This is a genomic window from Streptomyces sp. NPDC034049 (genome assembly GCF_055575575.1).
This window is the reverse complement of sequence record NZ_JBVISJ010000006.1, coordinates 302,881-322,333: the sequence shown is the minus strand read 5'-3', so window position 1 is coordinate 322,333 and position 19,453 is coordinate 302,881. Positions and strand designations below refer to the sequence as shown.

The 19,453-nt window shown below is 69.0% G+C and carries 18 protein-coding genes; 14 read left to right on the top strand and 4 right to left on the bottom strand.

Translation table 11 applies throughout. The features are described 5' to 3' along the window. Positions 1–48 precede the first annotated feature (48 nt). The gene (locus ACZ52C_RS20195) at positions 49–1,632 is read left to right on the top strand and encodes an ABC transporter substrate-binding protein (RefSeq protein ID WP_469075998.1); all 1,584 of its coding nucleotides are present in this window, start codon (positions 49–51) and stop codon (positions 1,630–1,632) included. Between the two features lie 93 nt (positions 1,633–1,725). Here ACZ52C_RS20195 and ACZ52C_RS20190 read toward each other — a convergent pair whose 3' ends face one another. Both ACZ52C_RS20190 and ACZ52C_RS20185 read right to left on the bottom strand, forming a co-directional pair. Further along, the gene (locus tag ACZ52C_RS20190; protein WP_033531654.1) at positions 1,726–2,397 is read right to left on the bottom strand and encodes a response regulator; all 672 of its coding nucleotides are present in this window, start codon (positions 2,395–2,397) and stop codon (positions 1,726–1,728) included. A gap of 15 nt (positions 2,398–2,412) precedes the next feature. Further along, positions 2,413–3,336, bottom strand: coding sequence for a RecB family exonuclease (locus ACZ52C_RS20185; protein WP_469075997.1), 924 nt, complete (start codon positions 3,334–3,336; stop codon positions 2,413–2,415). Positions 3,337–3,553: 217 nt separating this feature from the next. On the opposite strand from ACZ52C_RS20185, the gene ACZ52C_RS20180 reads away from it, so the two are divergent. The 3 genes from ACZ52C_RS20180 to ACZ52C_RS20170 all read left to right on the top strand — a co-directional run bounded on the left by ACZ52C_RS20180 (position 3,554) and on the right by ACZ52C_RS20170 (position 7,155). Then, entirely contained in the window at positions 3,554–5,386 is a 1,833-nt protein-coding gene (locus tag ACZ52C_RS20180; RefSeq protein ID WP_469075996.1) for a site-2 protease family protein, read from the top strand. A gap of 98 nt (positions 5,387–5,484) precedes the next feature. Next, positions 5,485–6,387, top strand: coding sequence for a tRNA (adenine-N1)-methyltransferase (locus ACZ52C_RS20175; protein WP_045557089.1), 903 nt, complete (start codon positions 5,485–5,487; stop codon positions 6,385–6,387). A 192-nt stretch (positions 6,388–6,579) separates the two neighbouring features. Further along, positions 6,580–7,155: a hypothetical protein gene (locus tag ACZ52C_RS20170; RefSeq protein ID WP_469075995.1), complete on the top strand. Its 576-nt coding sequence runs from the start codon at positions 6,580–6,582 to the stop codon at positions 7,153–7,155. A gap of 90 nt (positions 7,156–7,245) precedes the next feature. On the opposite strand, the gene ACZ52C_RS20165 is transcribed toward ACZ52C_RS20170, so the two are convergent. Beyond that, complete coding sequence (locus ACZ52C_RS20165) at positions 7,246–7,551, bottom strand: ferredoxin (protein ID WP_045557348.1); 306 nt, start codon at positions 7,549–7,551, stop codon at positions 7,246–7,248. Between the two features lie 269 nt (positions 7,552–7,820). Between ACZ52C_RS20165 and arc the strand changes: the two genes are divergently transcribed. The 6 genes from arc (at position 7,821) to prcA (ending at position 13,977) form a co-directional block, all read left to right on the top strand. Further along, positions 7,821–9,587 (top strand): proteasome ATPase, encoded by a 1,767-nt coding sequence (gene arc / locus ACZ52C_RS20160; protein WP_045557349.1) that lies wholly within the window; start codon positions 7,821–7,823, stop codon positions 9,585–9,587. A gap of 234 nt (positions 9,588–9,821) precedes the next feature. Further along, a complete protein-coding gene (gene dop, locus ACZ52C_RS20155; protein ID WP_469075994.1) occupies positions 9,822–11,333 on the top strand; it encodes a depupylase/deamidase Dop in 1,512 nt (503 codons plus the stop codon). A 188-nt stretch (positions 11,334–11,521) separates the two neighbouring features. Next, positions 11,522–11,737: a ubiquitin-like protein Pup gene (locus tag ACZ52C_RS20150; RefSeq protein ID WP_045557092.1), complete on the top strand. Its 216-nt coding sequence runs from the start codon at positions 11,522–11,524 to the stop codon at positions 11,735–11,737. 32 nt (positions 11,738–11,769) lie between these two features. Next, positions 11,770–12,363: an endonuclease VII domain-containing protein gene (locus tag ACZ52C_RS20145; RefSeq protein WP_469075993.1), complete on the top strand. Its 594-nt coding sequence runs from the start codon at positions 11,770–11,772 to the stop codon at positions 12,361–12,363. Next, the gene (gene prcB, locus ACZ52C_RS20140) at positions 12,315–13,160 is read left to right on the top strand and encodes a proteasome subunit beta (protein WP_469075992.1); all 846 of its coding nucleotides are present in this window, start codon (positions 12,315–12,317) and stop codon (positions 13,158–13,160) included. Before ACZ52C_RS20145 ends, prcB begins: the two co-directional genes overlap by 49 nt. A 70-nt stretch (positions 13,161–13,230) precedes the next feature. Next, positions 13,231–13,977, top strand: coding sequence for a proteasome subunit alpha (gene prcA / locus ACZ52C_RS20135; RefSeq protein WP_319105725.1), 747 nt, complete (start codon positions 13,231–13,233; stop codon positions 13,975–13,977). A gap of 102 nt (positions 13,978–14,079) precedes the next feature. Here prcA and ACZ52C_RS20130 read toward each other — a convergent pair whose 3' ends face one another. Continuing rightward, positions 14,080–15,102, bottom strand: a complete 1,023-nt coding sequence (locus ACZ52C_RS20130) for a LacI family DNA-binding transcriptional regulator (RefSeq protein WP_469075991.1) — start codon at positions 15,100–15,102, stop codon at positions 14,080–14,082. Positions 15,103–15,209: 107 nt separating this feature from the next. On the opposite strand from ACZ52C_RS20130, the gene ACZ52C_RS20125 reads away from it, so the two are divergent. From ACZ52C_RS20125 to ACZ52C_RS20110, 4 genes are all read left to right on the top strand, one after another. Continuing rightward, positions 15,210–16,469 (top strand): MFS transporter, encoded by a 1,260-nt coding sequence (locus ACZ52C_RS20125; RefSeq protein ID WP_469075990.1) that lies wholly within the window; start codon positions 15,210–15,212, stop codon positions 16,467–16,469. Between the two features lie 9 nt (positions 16,470–16,478). Then, positions 16,479–17,840, top strand: a complete 1,362-nt coding sequence (gene pafA, locus ACZ52C_RS20120) for a Pup--protein ligase (protein ID WP_013004876.1) — start codon at positions 16,479–16,481, stop codon at positions 17,838–17,840. A 131-nt stretch (positions 17,841–17,971) separates the two neighbouring features. Continuing rightward, entirely contained in the window at positions 17,972–18,964 is a 993-nt protein-coding gene (locus ACZ52C_RS20115; protein ID WP_469075989.1) for an FKBP-type peptidyl-prolyl cis-trans isomerase, read from the top strand. 61 nt (positions 18,965–19,025) lie between these two features. Continuing rightward, positions 19,026–19,397: an FKBP-type peptidyl-prolyl cis-trans isomerase gene (locus tag ACZ52C_RS20110; RefSeq protein WP_469075988.1), complete on the top strand. Its 372-nt coding sequence runs from the start codon at positions 19,026–19,028 to the stop codon at positions 19,395–19,397. The last annotated feature ends 56 nt before the right edge of the window (positions 19,398–19,453 follow it).

Below are 19,453 nucleotides of genomic sequence, written 5' to 3'. Positions count from 1 at the left end.
GGGAGCCCGGAGCGCCCGCAATGCACCCACGACACAAGGCATCCATACGTGAACATACGCACCCAGTGGCCCGTCCTGACCATGGCGACAGGGCTTGCCGCCGGCCTGCTGACCGGTTGCGGCACCGACTCGGGGGGATCCGGTGACTCCGGCTCCAACGTCGTGATGGGAATGTCCGACGACGTCCTGGCCACCGACCCCGCCTCCGGCTACGACCCGGGATCCTGGCTCCTCTTCAACAACGTCTTCCAGTCGTTGCTGAGCTTCCCCAACGGCGCCACCGAGCCCGAACCGGACCTCGCCAAGGAGTGCTCCTTCCAGGCCGGCGGCACCACGGTCTACGAGTGCACCCTCAAGGACGGCCTGAAGTTCAGCAACGGTGAGGCGCTCACCGCGAAGGACGTCAAGTTCTCCTTCGACCGCATGCTGAAGATCAACGACGACGCCGGGCCGGCGATCATGTTCCCCATGCTCGACAAGGTCGAGACCCCGGACGACAAGACCGTCCGCTTCGACCTCAAGTACGCGGACGCCACCTTCCCCAGCAAGATCGCCTCCGGCGCCGGCTCGATCGTCGACGAGAGCTCCTACGACGCCGACGGCCTCCGCAAGGACGGCCAGGCGGTCGGCTCCGGCCCCTACAAGCTGGAGTCCTTCGGCGAGGACGAAGCCGTCTTCACCGTCAACGAGAACTACCAGGGCACCGCCGACGTCGAGAACAGCGGCGTCACCCTCAAGTTCTTCCACGGCGACCAGGACGCCCTGAAGAAGTCCCTGCTGGAGGGCGACCTCGACGTCACCTACCGCGGCCTGAGCGCCGCCGACATCTCCGACATCGAGACCGACACCTCCACCGCCAGCGGCATCGAGATCGTCGACGGCACCGGCGCCGAGGTCCAGCACCTCGTCTTCAACATGGACGACCCGGTCACCGGCAAGCTCGGCGTCCGCCAGGCCATCGCCTACCTCCTCGACCGCGAGGCACTCGTCGACGAGGTCTACCAGGGCACCGCCACCCCGCTGTACTCGATCATCCCGGCCGGCATCACCGGCCACAACACGGCCTTCTTCGACACCTACGGCGCTCGCCCCTCCAAGGCCAAGGCCGAGGCCGCGCTCCGCGCCGACGGCATCGACGACAAGGTCGAACTGACCCTCTGGTCCACCCCGTCGCGCTACGGTCCCTCCACCGACCAGGAGTTGGAGGCCATCGCCAAGCAGCTCAACGACAGCGGGCTCTTCGACGCCTCGGTGGAGTCCGTCCCCTTCGACCGGTACGAGAAGGACATCGCCGCCGGCAAGTACGGCCTCTACGTCAAGGGCTGGGTGCCCGACTACCCGGACCCCGACAACTTCACCGGCCCCTTCTTCGGCAAGGGCAACGTGCTGGACAACAACTACACCAACAACACCATCACCGGTGAACTCCTCACGAAGACCGCCGCCGAGAGCGAGCGCTCCTCCACGGAGCAGGAGTACGCCGAACTCCAGAACATCGTCGCCACCGACGTCCCGCTCATCCCCGTCTGGCAGGCCAAGCAGTACGCCGTCGTCCGTGACGACGTCTACGGCCTGGAGTACTGCCTGGACGCCTCGACCGTCTTCCGTTTCTGGGAGATCAGCAAGGGCTGACACCGAGCACGGGCCGACACCACGGCCCCGTAGAACCGAGGGCGCTCCCTTCCACAAGAAGGGAGCGCCCTCGGTGCGTACCGCCCAGTGCGCCTACTGCGCGCCGGGGCGCACCAACCCGCTCTCGTACGCGTACACCGCCGCCTGCACGCGGTCCCGCAGCCCCAACTTCGTCAGCACATGGCCCACATGTGTCTTCACCGTGGTCTCGCTGACGAACAGATCGGCGGCGATCTCCGCGTTCGACAGCCCCCGGGCCACCAGCTTCAACACCTCGACCTCACGGTCCGTCAACGTGTGCAGCGTGTCCGGCACCGGCTCCTCGCCCGACGGCAGATGCACCGCGTACTTGTCGAGCAGCCGGCGCGTGATGCTCGGCGCGAGCATCGCCTCCCCGTTCGCCACCACCCGGATCGCCTGCACCAGCTCATTGGCCGGAGCGTCCTTCAGCAGAAACCCGCTGGCTCCCGCACGCAGCGCCTCCACCACGTACTCGTCCAGATCGAACGTGGTCAGCACCAGCACCTTCGCCGGCCCGTCCCGCCCGGGACCGGTGATCTGACGGGTCGCCTCCACCCCGTCCATCCGGGGCATCCGGATGTCCATCAGCACCACATCGGGCTGCAGCGCCCGCACCTGGTCGATCGCCTGGAGGCCGTCCCCGGCCTCCCCGACGACCGCGAGGTCCTGCTCCGCCTCCAGAATCATCCGGAAACCGGTACGCAGCAGCGGCTGGTCGTCGACCAGTAGGACGCGGATGGCCACGAAAATCTCCTTCGGCTAGTCCGGGCCCATTCTGCCCTGCGCCTCGCCGACCGACTCGGGTGACCTCACCTGGAGGGGGTAGGGCGGGGGAGTGCCACCGAACTCCGGACACACCGCCTGGTGATCGCACCAGCCGCACAGCTTCGTCGGCCGCGGCCGCCAGTCACCCGTCTCGGTGGCCAGCCGGATCGCCTCCCACAGCGCCAGCAGCTTGCGCTCCACCCGCTCCAGATCGGCGACCACGGGGTCGTACGTCAGCACGTCACCACTGCCGAGATAGACCAGCTGAAGACGGCGCGGCACCACCTGCTTCAGCCGCCACACCACCAGCGCGTAGAACTTCATCTGGAACAGCGCGCCCTCGGCGTACTCCGGTCGCGGTGCCTTCCCCGTCTTGTAGTCGACGATCCGCACCTCGCCGGTGGGCGCCACATCCACCCGGTCGATGATCCCGCGCAGCCTGAGCCCCGACTCCAGCTCCGCCTCCACGAACAACTCCCGCTCGGCGGGCTCCAACCGCGTCGGGTCCTCCAGCGTGAACCAGCGCTCCACCAGCCGCTCGGCCTCCGACAGCCAGCGCGCCAGCCGCTCGCCCTCCGCGTCGTCCGCGAACAGCTCCACGACCTCCGGCCTGGACTCCCGCAGCCGGTCCCACTGCCCGGGCACCAGCGACCTGGCCCGCGGCGCAGTCCGCTCGGCCGCCGGCGCGTCGAAGAGTCTCTCCAGCACCGCGTGCACCAGCGTGCCGCGGGTCGCCGCCTCGCTCGGCTTCTCCGGCAGCCGGTCGATCACCCGGAACCGGTACAGCAGCGGACACTGCATGAAGTCACTGGCCCGCGACGGCGACAGCGAGGCGGGCGGCGCGGCGGCCCGCACGACAGGACGGTCGCCCTCGCCTCCCACGGGAACGGCGGGGGTGCCGTCGGTGCTGGTTTCCATGACCACAGACCATACGGCCCACCACTGACAGTGACAGCCATCGGCCTGTACGACCGCCGACCGACACCGTGTCCGCCGACACCTGTGTGCCTCGTGCGACGCGGGGGAAAACAGAGGGGTGCCGGGGCGGAACGCGTCCCGGAGACGGCATAGCATCGACGACAGACCCTTCCGCCCGGCCACCGGGTGCGGAAGACGCTTCGAACGAGGGGACATCGTGGAGACGAGCGGCGGGAGCCGGCAGCCGCGGTCCGACAGCGAGCAGGCGCCCGAGCGCGCCCACCGCGACGCGACCGGGGCACCGGCGAACCAGGACGCACCCACCGACCCCCACCCCACCACCCCCCGCCCGGACGCCCCCGCCCCGACGACCGCGAACCCGCCAGACAGTGCGCAGAGGCCCGCCGCGTCCGACGCCGACGGCGAAGCCACCGACGCTGCCGCGCCCGCCGACGCTGCCGCACCCGCCGACGCCGGCAAGACCGCTGCTGACTCGGCGTCGGCCGGCAATGGCTCGACGGCCGGCAACGGCGAGGTTCCGGAACCCTCCGCCACGCCCGCCTCTCCCACGCCCCCCGGCACCGGGACGCCCGCCGGCACCGGGACGCCCGCCGACACCGGAACGGCGAAGCCGCCGAGCGACCCGCCGGCCGCCTCCACCCCCGCCGACGCCGAAACGGCGACGCCGACGAAGGCCCCCGCGCCCGCCGACCCGGCGACGACCCCCGCGCCCGCCGACCCGGAGCAGGCCCCCGCACCTGACGGCCGGGGCGAGCCCCCCGCCCCCGCCGACCTCACCAAGGCACCCGCCCCGGCGGACGAGTCGGAGCGCACCGCGACGTCCTCGCGCCCCTTTGCCCACTCGGACGCCGCGCCCAAGCCCCCCGAGCGCCCCAAGGAGCCCGGCGGCGGCATCCTCATGGGCCGCCCCTTCGGCGTGCCCGTGTACGTCGCGCCCAGCTGGTTCCTGGTCGCCGCCCTGATCACCTGGGTCTTCGGCGGTCAACTCGACCGCGTCCTGCCCGAACTCGGCGCCCTCCGCTACCTCGTCGCCCTCTTCTTCGCGGTCGCCTTCTACGGTTCCGTACTCGTCCACGAACTCGCCCACACCATCGCCGCCCTGCGCTACAAACTGCCCGTGCGCCGCATCCAGCTCCAGTTCTTCGGCGGTGTCTCCGAGATCGAGAAGGAGTCCGAGACCCCCGGCCGCGAATTCGTCCTCGCCTTCGTGGGCCCCCTCCTCTCCCTGATCCTCGCGGGCGTCTTCTACGTCGCCCTGCTGGCCGTCGAGCCGGGCACCGTCCCCGGCGTCCTGCTCGCCGGCCTGATGATCTCCAACCTGATCGTGGCCGCGTTCAACCTGCTCCCCGGCCTGCCCCTCGACGGCGGCCGCATGCTCCGCGCCGTCGTCTGGAAGATCACCGGCAAGCCCATGAGCGGCACCATCGCCGCAGCCTGGGTCGGCCGCGCCCTCGCCGTCTCCGTCCTCATCGGGCTCCCGCTGCTGACCCAGTCCGGCCTGCTCGGCTCCGCCGCCGAGGACAGCGTCGGCATGGACACCGTCCTGGACGCCCTGCTCGCCGCGATCCTCGCAGCGATCATCTGGACCGGCGCCGGCAACAGCCTCCGCATGGCCCGCCTGCGCGAACACCTGCCCGAACTCCGGGCCCGCGCCCTCACCCGCCGCGCCGTCCCCGTCGAGACCGACACCCCCCTCTCCGAGGCCCTCCGCCGCGCCAACGAGGCCGGCGCCCGCGCCCTCGTCGTCGTCGACCCCGACGGCGAACCCCTCTCCCTCGTCCGCGAGGCCGCCATCGTCGGCGTCCCCGAACACCGCCGCCCCTGGGTCGCCGTCAGCGGCCTCGCCCACGACCTCACCGACGGCATGCGGGTCTCCGCGGAACTCGCCGGCGAGGAACTCCTCGACGCCCTCCGCGCGGCCCCGGCGACGGAGTACCTGGTGGTCGAGGAGTCCGGTGAGATCTACGGAGTCCTGTCAGCAGCCGACGTGGAACGAGCCTTCGTGAAGGCCATGGCCCGCCCCAACTGAGCGGGGCCTCTAGGACCCCGGTGCGTACCGGAGTGCCCCACGGGCCCTGGCTCACCCGGTGGTCGGCGGCCCCGCCAAACGCCGGTAGGCTGAGTCACATGTCCGAACCGACCGGTGCCGCCCGCCGTCGCGGGCCCTTCAAGGTCGGGGACCAGGTCCAGCTCACCGACCCCAAGGGACGCCACTACACGTTCACGCTCGAAGAGGGAAAGAACTTCCACACCCACAAGGGTTCCTTCCCGCACGACGAGCTGATCGGCGCTCCCGAGGGCAGTGTTGTCCGCACCACGGGGAACGTCGCCTACCTGGCGCTCCGCCCCCTGCTCCCCGACTACGTCCTGTCCATGCCCCGCGGCGCCGCCGTGGTCTACCCCAAGGACGCGGGGCAGATCCTCGCCTTCGCCGACATCTTCCCCGGCGCCCGCGTCGTCGAGGCCGGCGTCGGCTCCGGCTCGCTCAGCAGCTTCCTGCTGCGCGCCATCGGCGACCAGGGCATGCTGCACAGCTACGAGCGCCGCGCCGACTTCGCCGAGATCGCCCAGGCCAACGTGGAGCGCTACTTCGGCGGCCCCCACCCCGCCTGGCAGCTCACCGTCGGCGATCTCCAGGACAACCTGAGCGACACCGAGGTCGACCGCGTCATCCTCGACATGCTCGCCCCCTGGGAGTGCCTGGAGGCCGTCTCCAAGGCCCTCGTCCCCGGCGGCATCGTCTGCTGCTACGTGGCCACCACCACCCAGCTCGCCCGGACCGTGGAGTCCATCCGCGAGATCGGCTGCTTCAACGAGCCGAGCGCCTGGGAGTCGATGATCCGCAACTGGCACATCGAGGGCCTCGCCGTCCGCCCCGACCACCGGATGATCGGCCACACCGGCTTCCTGCTCACCGCCCGCCGCCTCGCCGACGGCGTCGAGCCACCCATGCGCCGCCGACGCCCCGCCAAGGGCGCCTACGGCGAGGACTACGCCGGCCCCAACGCCGACGGCGGCTCCGGCCGCTGACCGACGTACGACGAACGCGCCCTTGACGTGGCCGAGTTCCCCGCAGCGCCAGGGAACTCGGCCACGGCGCTTTTCCGTTGACGCGCCACCGAAAAGCTGCGGGAACCACGTACCCCGCCGTTCCACCCCCCTGTGACGTGTGGCACCATGCGGGTCATCCCACCGGCACAGCACCCTCAGGAGACGCTCCTAGTGCAGCAATCCGCCGTCCCGGAACTGGCACACGCGCACACCCGCCCCATCCACTGGCTCGCCACGGCCACCGCCCTCGCTGGCGTCGTCGCCCTGTCGTCCGCCCTCCAGCCCGACGCGGCGAGAGCGGCCCAGCCGGCCCCCGAGGCGGCCCACGCCCCCGCCGCCGTGGCGCCCCCCGACCCCGCCGAGGTGGACCTCCCGCTCGACTGCGGACCCGTCGGCGTCGTCGTGAAGAAGCAGGCGTCCGGGGACCTCGACGGGGACGGTCGGCCCGAGACCGTGGCGGTCGTCCACTGCGACGCCAGCATGGGCACCCCGCCCGACGGCGTGTACGTGCTGACCCGCTCCACCGACGCCGCGCAGCCGAGGGTCGTCGCCACCCTGGTGAACCCCAAGGACCGCACGACCGTCTCCGACTTCGCCGTCCGCGACGCCGCCGTCACCGCCACCCTGCACGGCTACTCCTCCGCCGAGGTCCCCAACTGCTGCCCGGACGTCACGGACCCCGTCAAGTGGCAGTGGAAGAACGGGGCGTTCGTGCGCTCCACACCCGCCGGGGCACAAAGCGTCTGACATCGGCCGCTCCGGGGCGAACGGGAAGTGATCACCCGGCAAACCCGGTGTGAGAAAACAGACAACGGGCGACGCGGAGTGCCCGCCGGGTCACTCCGCGTCAGGCCCGAAGACCTCGACCCTGTCCGAAACGCGACGTACATGGATGCACTCGCCCGGACACTCCTTCGCGGAGTCCACGACATCCGTGAGAAGCGGCAGCGGAACGGGCGTTGTCGCCCCCGGGGCCTGCAGCAACTCGTCGGCCGGACTCTTCACGTAGGCCAGTCCGTCGATGTCCAGCTCGAACACCTCGGGCGCGTACTGCACGCAGATGCCGTCACCGGTGCAGAGGTCCTGGTCGATCCAGACCTCGAGCGCCTCGCCCGCGGCCCCGGCCTCCTGCTGCACGCTCATCTCTCCTGCCGCCTCATGCGTCGGGTCATTCTTCGAGTCATTCGTCGAGCCGGTCGGGAACGATGCAGGCTCTGACGGGTGTTGAACACTTCGACCCTACCCGGGGCGGCTTCCCAATCATGTTCGGTGGGTATTCCCCTGGCGTGAGGGAGAGCGCAAGGGTGAAGATCGGACACACCCCGACCGTCTTTGTGATCTAGGGGTTTCAATCGACACCCACCCAGGTAGGGTCTGGAAGCGTCCAGCTCCCCTTGGAGGAGGTGAGGACCGTGGCAGCCCACGACGACGACATGAACCGCGGCATCCGCCCGGGACGAGGGTCCGACGACCCGGCCGGGCAGATTGCCTACCTTGAGCAGGAGATCGCCGTCCTGCGACGCAAGCTCGCCGACTCTCCGCGACACACGAGGATTCTCGAAGAGCGGATCGTCGAGCTGCAGACCAATCTGGCCGGCGTGTCCGCACAGAACGAGCGGCTCGCCAACACGCTCCGTGAGGCCCGAGACCAGATCGTGGCCCTCAAGGAGGAAGTCGACCGGCTCGCACAGCCGCCGGCCGGCTTCGGAGTCTTCCTCGCGGCGAACGAGGACGGCACGGCCGACATCTTCACCGGAGGCCGAAAGCTCCGCGTGAACGTCAGCCCGAGCGTCGACCTGGAAGAGCTCCGGCGCGGCCAGGAAGTGATGCTCAACGAGGCCCTCAACGTGGTCGAGGCCATGGAGTACGAGAGCGTCGGCGACATCGTCACCCTCAAGGAGATCCTCGAGGACGGCGAGCGAGCCCTCGTACAGGGGCACACCGACGAGGAACGGGTGGTGCGGCTCGCCGAGCCCCTGCTGGACATCACCATCCGCCCCGGCGACGCCCTCCTGCTCGAACCCCGCTCCGGCTACGTCTACGAGGTCGTGCCCAAGAGCGAGGTCGAGGAACTCGTCCTCGAAGAGGTCCCCGACATCGGGTACGAGCAGATCGGTGGCCTCGGCAACCAGATCGAGATGATCCGCGACGCGGTCGAGCTCCCCTATCTCTACCCGGACCTGTTCAAGGAGCACGAACTGCGCCCGCCCAAGGGCGTCCTGCTCTACGGACCCCCCGGATGCGGCAAGACGCTCATCGCCAAGGCCGTCGCCAACTCACTGGCGAAGAAGGTCGCCGAAGTCACCGGCCAGGCCCAGGGCAAGAGCTTCTTCCTCAACATCAAGGGCCCCGAGCTCCTCAACAAGTACGTCGGCGAGACCGAGCGACAGATCCGCCTGGTCTTCCAGCGTGCGAGGGAGAAGGCCAGCGAGGGCACCCCCGTCATCGTCTTCTTCGACGAGATGGAATCCCTCTTCCGCACCCGCGGATCCGGCGTCAGCTCGGACGTGGAGAACACCATCGTCCCGCAGCTGCTCGCCGAGATCGACGGCGTGGAAGGCCTGCAGAACGTCGTGGTCATCGGCGCCTCCAACCGCGAGGACATGATCGACCCCGCGATCCTGCGCCCCGGCCGGCTCGACGTGAAGATCAAGATCGAGCGTCCGGACGCCGAAGCGGCCAAGGACATCTTCCAGAAGTACCTCACCGAGCGTCTCCCCCTCCACACGGACGACCTCGGCGAACACGGCGGCTCGAAGACCACCACCGTCCAGAGCATGATCCAGACGGCAGTGGAACACATGTACGCCGAATCCGAGGAGAACCGCTTCCTGGAGGTCACCTACGCCAACGGCGACAAGGAAGTCCTCTACTTCAAGGACTTCAACTCCGGCGCCATGATCGAGAACATCGTCGGCCGCGCCAAGAAGATGGCGATCAAGGACTTCCTCGACAAGAACCAGAAGGGTCTCCGCGTCTCCCACCTGCTCCAGGCATGCGTGGACGAGTTCAAGGAGAACGAGGACCTGCCCAACACCACCAACCCGGACGACTGGGCCCGAATCTCCGGCAAGAAGGGCGAACGGATCGTCTACATCCGTACCCTGATCACCGGAAAGCAGGGCGCGGACACCGGTCGCTCCATCGACACGGTGGCGAACACCGGACAGTACCTGTAAAACACAGGGCGGCTGCGGGTGCCCTCAGTGGGTACCCGCAGCCGACTGTTTTCCAGGTAAAGGCCGGAGCACAGCAATGACGCAAATGATCTCCCCACCAGCGCGGAGCCGTTCTAGGCTCTTTCGTACCGCAGAGTCGCGCAGTGCGGGGACGGGCACCGCACACGCACCGGAGCGCCAGCGGTACTTGAGCAGCGTCCCCGACCGAGGGCGCCGCCGGGCAAGGAGGGCCGCATGACCGTACGGCGAGTAATGGGCATCGAGACGGAGTACGGGATCTCCGTCCCCGGCCACCCCAATGCCAATGCCATGCTCACCTCGTCCCAGATCGTCAACGCCTACGCAGCGGCGATGCACCGGGCCCGCCGGGCCCGCTGGGACTTCGAGGAGGAGAATCCGCTGCGGGACGCGCGAGGCTTCGACCTCGCCCGCGAGGCCGCCGACTCCAGCCAGCTCACCGACGAGGACATCGGCCTAGCCAATGTCATCCTCACCAACGGCGCGCGGCTCTACGTCGACCACGCCCACCCCGAGTACAGCGCACCCGAGGTGACCAACCCCCTCGACGCCGTCCTGTGGGACAAGGCCGGCGAGCGCATCATGGCCGAAGCCGCCGAACGCGCGGCACAGCTCCCCGGCGCCCAGCCGATCCACCTCTACAAGAACAACACCGACAACAAGGGCGCCTCCTACGGCACGCACGAGAACTACCTGATGAAGCGGGAAACCGCCTTCTCGGACATCGTGCGCCACCTCACCCCCTTCTTCGTCTCCCGCCAGGTCTTCGCCGGCGCCGGCCGCGTCGGCATCGGCCAGGACGGCCACGAACACGGCTTCCAGCTCAGCCAGCGCGCCGACTACTTCGAGGTCGAGGTCGGCCTGGAGACCACCCTCAAGCGCCCCATCATCAACACCCGCGACGAACCCCACGCGGACGCGGAGAAGTACCGCCGCCTCCACGTGATCATCGGCGACGCGAACCTCTCGGAGATCTCGACCTATCTGAAGCTGGGCACGACGGCCCTGGTGCTGTCGATGATCGAAGACGGCTTCATCGCCGTCGACCTCGCCGTCGACCAGCCCGTACGCACCCTCCACCAGGTCTCCCACGACCCGACCCTGCAACGCCTCATCACCCTCCGCAGCGGCCGCACCCTGACCGCCGTACAGCTCCAGATGGAGTACTACGAGCTGTCCCGCAAGTACGTGGAGGAGCGGTTCGGGGCGGACGCGGACGACCAGACGAAGGACGTCCTGAGCCGGTGGGAAGACACCCTGAACCGCCTGGAGAACGACCCCATGAGCCTCTCCGGCGAACTGGACTGGGTCGCCAAGCGGGAACTGATGGAGGGCTACCGGCGCCGTGACGGCCTCGACTGGGACGCCGCGCGCCTGCACCTCGTCGACCTCCAGTACGCCGACGTACGCGCCGAGAAGGGCCTCTACAACCGTCTGGTGGCCCGCGGCAAGATGAAGCGGCTGCTGACCGAGCAGGGCGTCGAGGAGGCCCGCACCAAGCCGCCGGAGGACACCCGTGCGTACTTCCGCGGTCGCTGTCTGGAGCAGTACGCGGACGACGTCGCCGCGGCCTCCTGGGACTCGGTGATCTTCGACCTGCCGGGCCGGGACTCGCTCCAGCGCGTCCCAACCCTCGAACCGCTTCGCGGAACGCGAAATCACGTCAAGGAGCTCCTGGACCGCTGCCGCACGGCGGAAGACCTGGTCAGGGTGCTGTCCGGACACTGAACCGGGGTTCAATCGTGATCAGCCGGGCAGGGTGGAAACACCGCCGTCCGGGAATCATCGAGGTGGCCCCCGGACGTTGTGGAAACAACAGGGCCAATGTCGGACCCGGCTTGTAGGGTCTGATCATCACCGATCGGCAGGAATGCCGACCTGTCGACCATGTCGGGCAACAGAGCGGGGTGAGGGTTATGGCGACCAAGGACACCGGCGGCGGCCAGCAGAAGGCCACCCGTTCCACGGAGGAGACCGAGGCGGCGCCGGAGGCGCAGGCGTCGGAGGACCTCAAGGAGCGGCAGGAGAAGCTCAGCGACGACGTGGACTCGGTTCTGGACGAGATCGACGATGTCCTCGAGGAGAATGCGGAGGACTTCGTTCGAAGCTTCGTTCAGAAGGGCGGCCAGTAGCCTTTGCTTTAAAGGCGGTGGGGGCGTACGGGTTGGCAAGTGAAGACGGTGTGAAGCGTTGCTCGCGGTGCAAGGAGTGCAAGCCGCGGGCAGCCTTCGCCAGCAACAAGTCGGCCCGTGACGGGCTGCAGGCTTACTGCCGGGAGTGCTGGGCGGGGTATCACCAGGCGCGGCAGCTGGCCAAGGGCAAGAATGTGCGACCGCGGGTGGACGCGCCTGAAGGGCACAAGTTCTGTCGTTGCTGTGGCCAGGTCAAGCCGCACAGCGAGTGGCATCGAAACGCAACGGCGTCCGACGGCGTGTCGACAAGCTGCAAGGCCTGCCGCGCGGTCAAGGGGCGTGCGGGGCATCTGAAGCGCAACTACGGCCTCACCGAAGCCGAACGTGACGAGATGGTCGCGTCCCAGATGGGGCTCTGCGTGATCTGTTTGAAAGCCCCGGCCGTTCATGTGGATCACTGCCACAAGACGGGTAAGGTCCGAGGCGTACTGTGCTTCAACTGTAATTCGGCCATCGGCAAGTTGGGAGACGATCCCGACGCTGTTCGTCGGGCTGCCGCCTACCTGGAAGGAACTCCGTGGAAGCCAACACTCGTAGCACCGGGCGTCTACCAGCTGCCTTCCTGACGCCTGGGTCGTCGTCCTTCATGGACTTCCTGTCGGACCACCAGCCGGAGCTGCTGCCCGGCAAGCGGCAGCTGCCGCCGACCCAGGGTGTCATCGAAGCTCCGCACGGCACGACGATCGTGGCCGTGACGTTCCCCGGCGGTGTGGTGCTCGCCGGTGACCGCCGGGCCACGATGGGGAACATGATCGCGCAGCGGGACATCGAGAAGGTGTTCCCGGCGGACGAGTACTCGGCGGTGGGTATCGCCGGCACGGCCGGTCTGGCCGTGGAGATGGTGAAGCTGTTCCAGCTGGAGCTGGAGCACTTCGAGAAGGTGGAAGGCGCCCAGCTCTCCCTGGAGGGCAAGGCGAACCGGCTGTCCACCATGATCCGTTCCAACCTCGGCATGGCCATGCAGGGTCTGGCCGTCGTCCCGCTCTTCGCCGGTTACGACGTGGACCGGGAGAAGGGCCGCATCTTCTCGTACGACGTGACGGGCGGCCGTTCCGAGGAGAGCGGATACGCGGCCACCGGCTCGGGCTCGATCTTCGCGCGCGGTGCCATGAAGAAGCTCTTCCGTGAAGATCTGACCGAGGACCAGGCCACGACCCTCGTGATCCAGGCCCTCTACGACGCGGCAGACGACGACTCGGCGACCGGTGGTCCCGATGTCGCCCGCCGGATCTACCCCATCGTCACCGTGATCACCGAGGACGGCTTCCGCCGGCTCACCGACCAGGAGTCCTCCGAGATCGCCCGTTCGATCCTGGAACGCCGTCTGGAGCAGCCGGACGGTCCCCGGGCCGCGCTGCTCTAGCCGGTCCGGCCCGCGACGGCCCTCTTATCAAGGTGATCCAGTGACTTCGACAGAAAGGGACGGATAACCGGTGTCGACGCCGTTCTATGTCTCACCCCAGCAGGCGATGGCGGACCGGGCGGAGTACGCCCGCAAGGGCATCGCCCGTGGCCGCAGCCTGGTCGTGCTGCAGTATGCCGACGGCATCGTGTTCGTCGGCGAGAACCCGTCCCGTGCGCTGCACAAGTTCAGCGAGATCTACGACCGGATCGGTTTCGCGGCCGCCGGTAAGTACAACGAGTACGAGAACCTCCGGATCGGTGGTGTGCGCTACGCCGACCTGCGGGGTTACACCTACGACCGTGACGACGTGACCGCCCGTGGTCTCGCCAACGTCTACGCCCAGACCCTGGGCACGATCTTCTCCTCGGCGGCCGAGAAGCCGTACGAGGTGGAGCTGGTCGTGGCCGAGGTGGGGGAGACCCCCGAGGGTGACCAGATCTATCGGCTGCCGCACGACGGTTCGATCGTCGACGAGCACGGTTCGGTGGCGGTCGGTGGCAACGCCGAGCAGATCAGCAGCTATCTGGACCAGCGGCACCAGGACGGCATGTCTCTGGCGGAGGCGCTGAAGCTCGCCGTCCAGGCCCTGTCGCGCGACACCAACGGCACCCAGCGGGAGATCCCCGCCGAGCGTCTGGAGGTGGCGGTGCTGGACCGTACGCGTCCGCAGCAGCGCAAGTTCAAGCGCATCGTCGGCCGTCAGCTGGACCGTCTGCTGGAGGCGGGCGGTGCCACCACGGAGGCGGAGAGCTCCGCGGAGGAGGACGACGAGTAGTCCGCACCGTCGTGCGCTCCCGCCCGTAGTGCGCCCCGGCCGGCCCAGGCCGGGGCGCGCGGCGTTCGGTGCCTGTGGCGGACCGGTGGACGGGCGGGGTGCTCAGTCCCCTGCCCGTGCCGTGGACCCCCGCGCCACCAGCTCCACCGGGATGTCCCCCTCCGCCGGCGTACGCCCCTCCAGGACGGCCAGCAGGGCCTCCATCCCGCGCTCGCCGAACAGTTCCGCGTCCAGCCGCACGGTGGTCAGCTCGGGATCGAGCGCCGTGGCGAGGGCGAGGTCGTCGAGGCCGGTCACGGACACGTCCTCCGGGATCCGCAGCCCGAGGCGTCGTACGGCCTTGTAGACCCCGGCGGCCAGTTTGTCGTCGTCGCAGACCACGGCGGTGGGGCGTCCTTCGGTGCCGCCGGTGTCGCTCAGGGCCGCTTCCGCCGCGGCCAGGGCTCCTTCGATGGAGATCGGCGCGGCGGCCGTCCGCAGGGACGTGCCCGGTACCGAGCCCACCCGGTCCGCCAGCTCCCGCGCGCGGACGTGGAAGGTCCAGGAGGGGATGTCTGCGGCCAGGTGCAGGAAGCGGCGGTGTCCCAGGGCGAGGAGGTGGTCGGCGACCTGGCGGACGCCGTCGCGGATGTCGAGGTTGACGGTCGCGGCTCCGAGGCTGCCGTCGGGGTCGCTGTCCAGCATGACGAGGGGGAGCTGGTCGCCGCGGATGGCGGTGAGCGCGTCCGCGGCCATGGACGAGGCGATCACGCCGTCGAGGGCGGCCTGGGCGGAGGCGAAGGGGTCGCGGGCGGGGCCGACGCCCTCGGGGGAGGGGTAGAGGACCACGCCGAAGCCGTGGCGGGCGGCGACGCGGGCGGCGCCGGTGTAGACGCCGGCGAAGAACTCGGTGGTCAGGGCGGGGACGACCAGCAGGACGGTGCGGGTGCGGCCGAGGCGGAGGTTGCGGGCGGCGAGGTTGGGCCGGTAGCCCAGGTCGCGTGCGGCCTCGCGGACGCGCTCGGCCGTGGTCTCGGAGACGCGGCCGCGCCATTTGTCGCCGAGGACCAGGGAGACGGCGGCCTGGGAGACGCCGGCGGCCTGGGCGACGTCACGGCTCGTGGGGCGCGTACTACCTCGTGCCACCGTCGGCCTGCTCCCTCGTCTGGACTCGTGGTCAGGGCACATGGTACGTATGACGGAAGACGTTATACGTAACACGTCGCTCGCGAGAGCCCGTCGAGAGGCAGGACATGGCCGCCGGATATCTCGAGATCCTCAGGACGCGGCATGCCGCGCGGCTGCTCGCCGGAACGCTGGTGGGCCGGCTGCCGAACGCCACGGCCGCCATCGCGATCGTGCTCTTCGTCCGCGCGGAGGGCGGCACCTACAGCCTGGCGGGCGCCCTGGCGGCCGTGTACGGACTGGCCAACGCGGTCGGGCAGCCGCTGCTGGGGCGGCTGGTGGACCTGTACGGACAGCCGAGGGTGCAGCTGCCCGCGGCGGTCGTCTCGGCCCTCGCCATGGTCGTCTTCGCGCTGTCGGGGCTGGACCCGCTTGTGCCGGCGTATCTGGCGATGGCGGTCGCCGGGCTGTGCACGCCGCCGCTGGAGGGCGGGCTGCGGGCGCTGTGGTCCTCGGTGCTCCGCAAGGAGGAGCAGGTGCACACGGCGTACGCGATGGACGCCGTGGCCCAGGAGGTCATGTTCACCGTCGGGCCGCTGCTGGTGACGCTGTGCGTGGCGCTGTGGTCCGCGTCGGCCGCGCTCGTCGTGCTGAGTGTGATCGGGGTGCTGGGGGCGCTGTGGGTGGTCGTCTCACCGCCCTCGCGGGCCTGGCGGTCCGCCCCGCGTGAGGCGCACTGGCTGGGCGCGCTGCGTTCGCCCGGGTTGCTGGCGCTGCTCGGCGCGTTCCTCTTCGTCGGAGTCGCGCTCGGCTCGATCACCGTCGCGGCGGTCTCGTACGCGGACGGCCACGGCGGGGACGCGGTGTACGGCTGGCTGATGGCGGGTGTCGGGCTGGGGGCGCTGGTCGGCGGTACGGCGTACGGCGCGCGGCGGTGGAGCGGTGCGCCGGAGCGGCGTCTGCAGGTGCTGGTGGCGCTGCTGGCGGTGTGTTACGTGCCGCTGACGCTGATGCCGGGTCCGGTGGGGATGACGGGGCTGACGACGCTCGCGGGGGTCTTCCTGGCGCCGTCGATCGCCTGTGTGTTCGTCCTCGTCGACCGGCACGCGCCGCGAGGGACGGTCACGGAGGCGTTCTCCTGGATCGTGACGACGTTCACGGTGGGCCAGTCGGTGGGCACGGCCGTGGCGGGACCGGTCGTGGAGTGGGGCGGGACGCTGTGGGGGTTCGTGGTGCCGGGCGCGGCGGGGGCCGTGTCGTTGCTGGTTCTTCTGGCGACCGGGAGGGTTCTCGCTGTTCCTTCCGGGGGTGCGGTGGTTGCGGTCTCATCGGAAAATGATCCAAACCGTGCTGCCGAACCCCGTTTCAGCTCGGTGGATCGGGCGTAATGTTCAGTCATGGACCGCCGCATTTTCGGGCTGGAGAACGAGTACGGCGTCACGTGCACGTTCAGGGGACAGCGCCGTCTGTCTCCTGACGAGGTGGCGCGGTACCTCTTCCGCCGTGTCGTGTCATGGGGCCGCAGCAGCAATGTGTTTCTGCGGAACGGGGCCCGCCTCTATCTCGACGTGGGCTCACATCCGGAATACGCGACACCCGAATGTGACAACGTGACCGAACTGGTCACTCACGACAAGGCCGGCGAGCGCATTCTCGAAGGACTGCTGGTCGACGCCGAACGCCGCCTGCACGAGGAGGGAATCGCGGGCGACGTCTACCTCTTCAAGAACAACACGGACTCGGCGGGCAACTCGTACGGTTGCCATGAGAACTATCTGGTGGCCCGGCACGGGGAGTTCTCCCGTCTCGCGGACATCCTGATTCCGTTCCTGGTCACCCGACAGCTGCTGTGCGGCGCGGGTAAGGTGCTGCAGACGCCGCGTGGTGCGGTGTACTGCGTGAGCCAGCGCGCGGAGCACATCTGGGAGGGCGTCAGCTCGGCGACGACCCGTTCCCGGCCGATCATCAACACCCGGGACGAGCCGCACGCGGACGCCGAGCGGTACCGCCGTCTCCACGTCATCGTGGGCGACTCGAACATGTCCGAGACGACCATGCTGCTCAAGGTCGGTGCCACCGACCTGGTGCTGCGCATGATCGAGGCGGGCACGGTCATGCGTGACCTCACCCTGGAGAACCCGATCCGGGCGATCCGCGAGGTCAGCCATGACATCACCGGCCGTCGCAAGGTGCGGCTGGCCAGTGGCCGGGAGGCGTCCGCGCTGGAGGTGCAGCGCGAGTACTACGAGAAGGCCGTGGACTTCGTGGAGCGCCGCGGCATCCGTACGGGCACCGTCGAGCAGGTCCTGGAGCTGTGGGGCCGCACGCTGGACGCGATCGAGGCGGAGGACCTCGACCGGATCGGCACCGAAATCGACTGGGTGATGAAGTACAAGCTCATCGAGCGGTACCGCGCCAAGCACAACATGACCATGTCGCATCCGCGGGTCGCGCAGATAGACCTCGCGTATCACGACATCCACCGCCGTCGTGGCCTCTACTACCTGCTGGAGAGGAAAGGTCAAGCCACCCGCATCTGCAATGACTTGAAGATCTTCGAGGGCAAGTCGGTTCCGCCGCAGACCACTCGGGCCCGGTTGCGCGGTGACTTCATCCGTCGCGCGCAGGAACAGCGCCGGGATTTCACGGTCGACTGGGTGCATCTCAAGCTCAACGACCAGGCACAACGCACGGTGTTGTGCAAGGACCCGTTCCGTTCGGTGGACGACCGGGTGGAGAAGCTGATCGCGGGAATGTGAGCCGGAATGTTCCGGACCTGATTGTCGGAACGCAACGCGGGGCGCCGTACGTTTGCCGTACGGCGCCCTTCTCACGCCGTAGAGTTGCGCGCACGCCATCCGACAAGATCGACCGATACGAGGCCTTCACCGTGCGCCGACGCTCCCTCCTCATCGCTGTTCCCGCTGGACTGGTCACGCTCGCCGCCTGTGGTGACGGCGAGTCCGACTCGGCCAAGGCCAGCAGCAGCCCGTCCGCGTCGGCGAGCGCGGCGAAGCCGCCGAAGATCGTGGACGGTCCGCTGCCGGCGATCACGGCGGGTGTGAAGTTCGACGAGAAGCCGACGATCGCCAAGGGCAGCGGCGATCCGTCGAAGGATCTGGCGGTGAAGACGGTCATCGCGGGCAACGGGAAGACGGTCGCCGAGGGCGACTACATCCAGGCGAACTACCTGGGGCAGATCTGGTCCTCGGCGAAGGTCTTCGACAACTCCTACGACCGCAAGACGCCGCTGGTCATCCAGCTCTCCCCGCAGGGCATCATCGACGGCTGGCGGTACGCGCTGACCGGCAAGAAGGCCGGCAGCCGGGTCCAGATGGCCGTGCCGCCGACCTGGGGCTACGGGACGAACGGCAACCCGCAGGCGGGGATCAAGGGCACCGACACGCTGGTCTTCGTCGTCGACATCCAGAACACCTTCAACGCCAAGAGCTCCGCCAAGGGCACGAAGGTCGCGCAGGACGACGTGGACCTGCCGAAGGTGGGCACCAACACCGACGGCAAGGCGCCCTCCGTCGAGGTGCCGAAGGTCGACCCGCCGAAGAAGCTCGTCGCGAACTACATCATCGAGGGCGACGGCCCCGAGGTCGGCGCGGACGACAGCCTGTTGGTGCAGTACAAGGGCGTGCTCTGGGACACCGGCAAGGAGTTCGACTCCTCGTACAGCCGGGAGGCGCTCAGCTCGTTCGGGCTGAAGCAGGTCGTCAAGGGCTGGTCGCAGGGCATGACCGGCAAGAAGGTGGGCAGTCGCCTCCTCATCGTCATCCCGCCGGAGCTGGGTTACGGGGACACGCCGCCGAGCGGCAGCGACATCAAGAAGGACTCCGTGATGGTGTTCACCGTGGACATCCTCGCGAAGATGTGAACCCCGGGGATGCGAGACTGTCCGCGTTGCCTAGTTCGTACACAAGCAGGAGCCTGAAGACGTGAGCATTGACAAGCCCGAGATCGACTTTCCCGAGGGCGAGCCGCCGGCGGACCTGGAGATCAAGGACATCTGGGAGGGCGACGGTGAGGTGGCCCAGGCCGGCCAGACCGTGACCGTGCACTACGTGGGTGTGTCCTTCTCCACCGGTGAGGAGTTCGACGCCAGCTGGAACCGTGGGACGCCGTTCCGCTTCCCGCTCGGCGGCGGTCGTGTCATCAAGGGCTGGGACCAGGGTGTGCAGGGCATGAAGGTCGGTGGCCGTCGCCAGCTGACCATTCCGGCCCACCTCGCCTACGGGAACCAGAGCCCGACTCCGGCGATCAAGCCCGGTGAGACGCTGATCTTCGTGGTCGACCTCCTCGGGGTCTGATCCGACGGATGCCGGGTCCACGGTGATCGTGCCGTGACCGGTCCCGACTGTCTGGG

What these genes read in the sequence shown, in the direction of transcription:
- ACZ52C_RS20185 (WP_469075997.1), bottom strand. Translation starts at nt 3,336, where the DNA reads ATGGAAACCAGCACCGACGGCACCCCCGCCGTTCCCGTGGGAGGCGAG.
- ACZ52C_RS20175 (WP_045557089.1), top strand. Translation starts at nt 5,485, where the DNA reads ATGTCCGAACCGACCGGTGCCGCCCGCCGTCGCGGGCCCTTCAAGGTC.
- ACZ52C_RS20165 (WP_045557348.1), bottom strand. Translation starts at nt 7,551, where the DNA reads ATGAGCGTGCAGCAGGAGGCCGGGGCCGCGGGCGAGGCGCTCGAGGTC.
- dop (WP_469075994.1), top strand. Translation starts at nt 9,822, where the DNA reads ATGACCGTACGGCGAGTAATGGGCATCGAGACGGAGTACGGGATCTCC.
- ACZ52C_RS20150 (WP_045557092.1), top strand. Translation starts at nt 11,522, where the DNA reads ATGGCGACCAAGGACACCGGCGGCGGCCAGCAGAAGGCCACCCGTTCC.
- ACZ52C_RS20125 (WP_469075990.1), top strand. Translation starts at nt 15,210, where the DNA reads ATGGCCGCCGGATATCTCGAGATCCTCAGGACGCGGCATGCCGCGCGG.
- pafA (WP_013004876.1), top strand. Translation starts at nt 16,479, where the DNA reads ATGGACCGCCGCATTTTCGGGCTGGAGAACGAGTACGGCGTCACGTGC.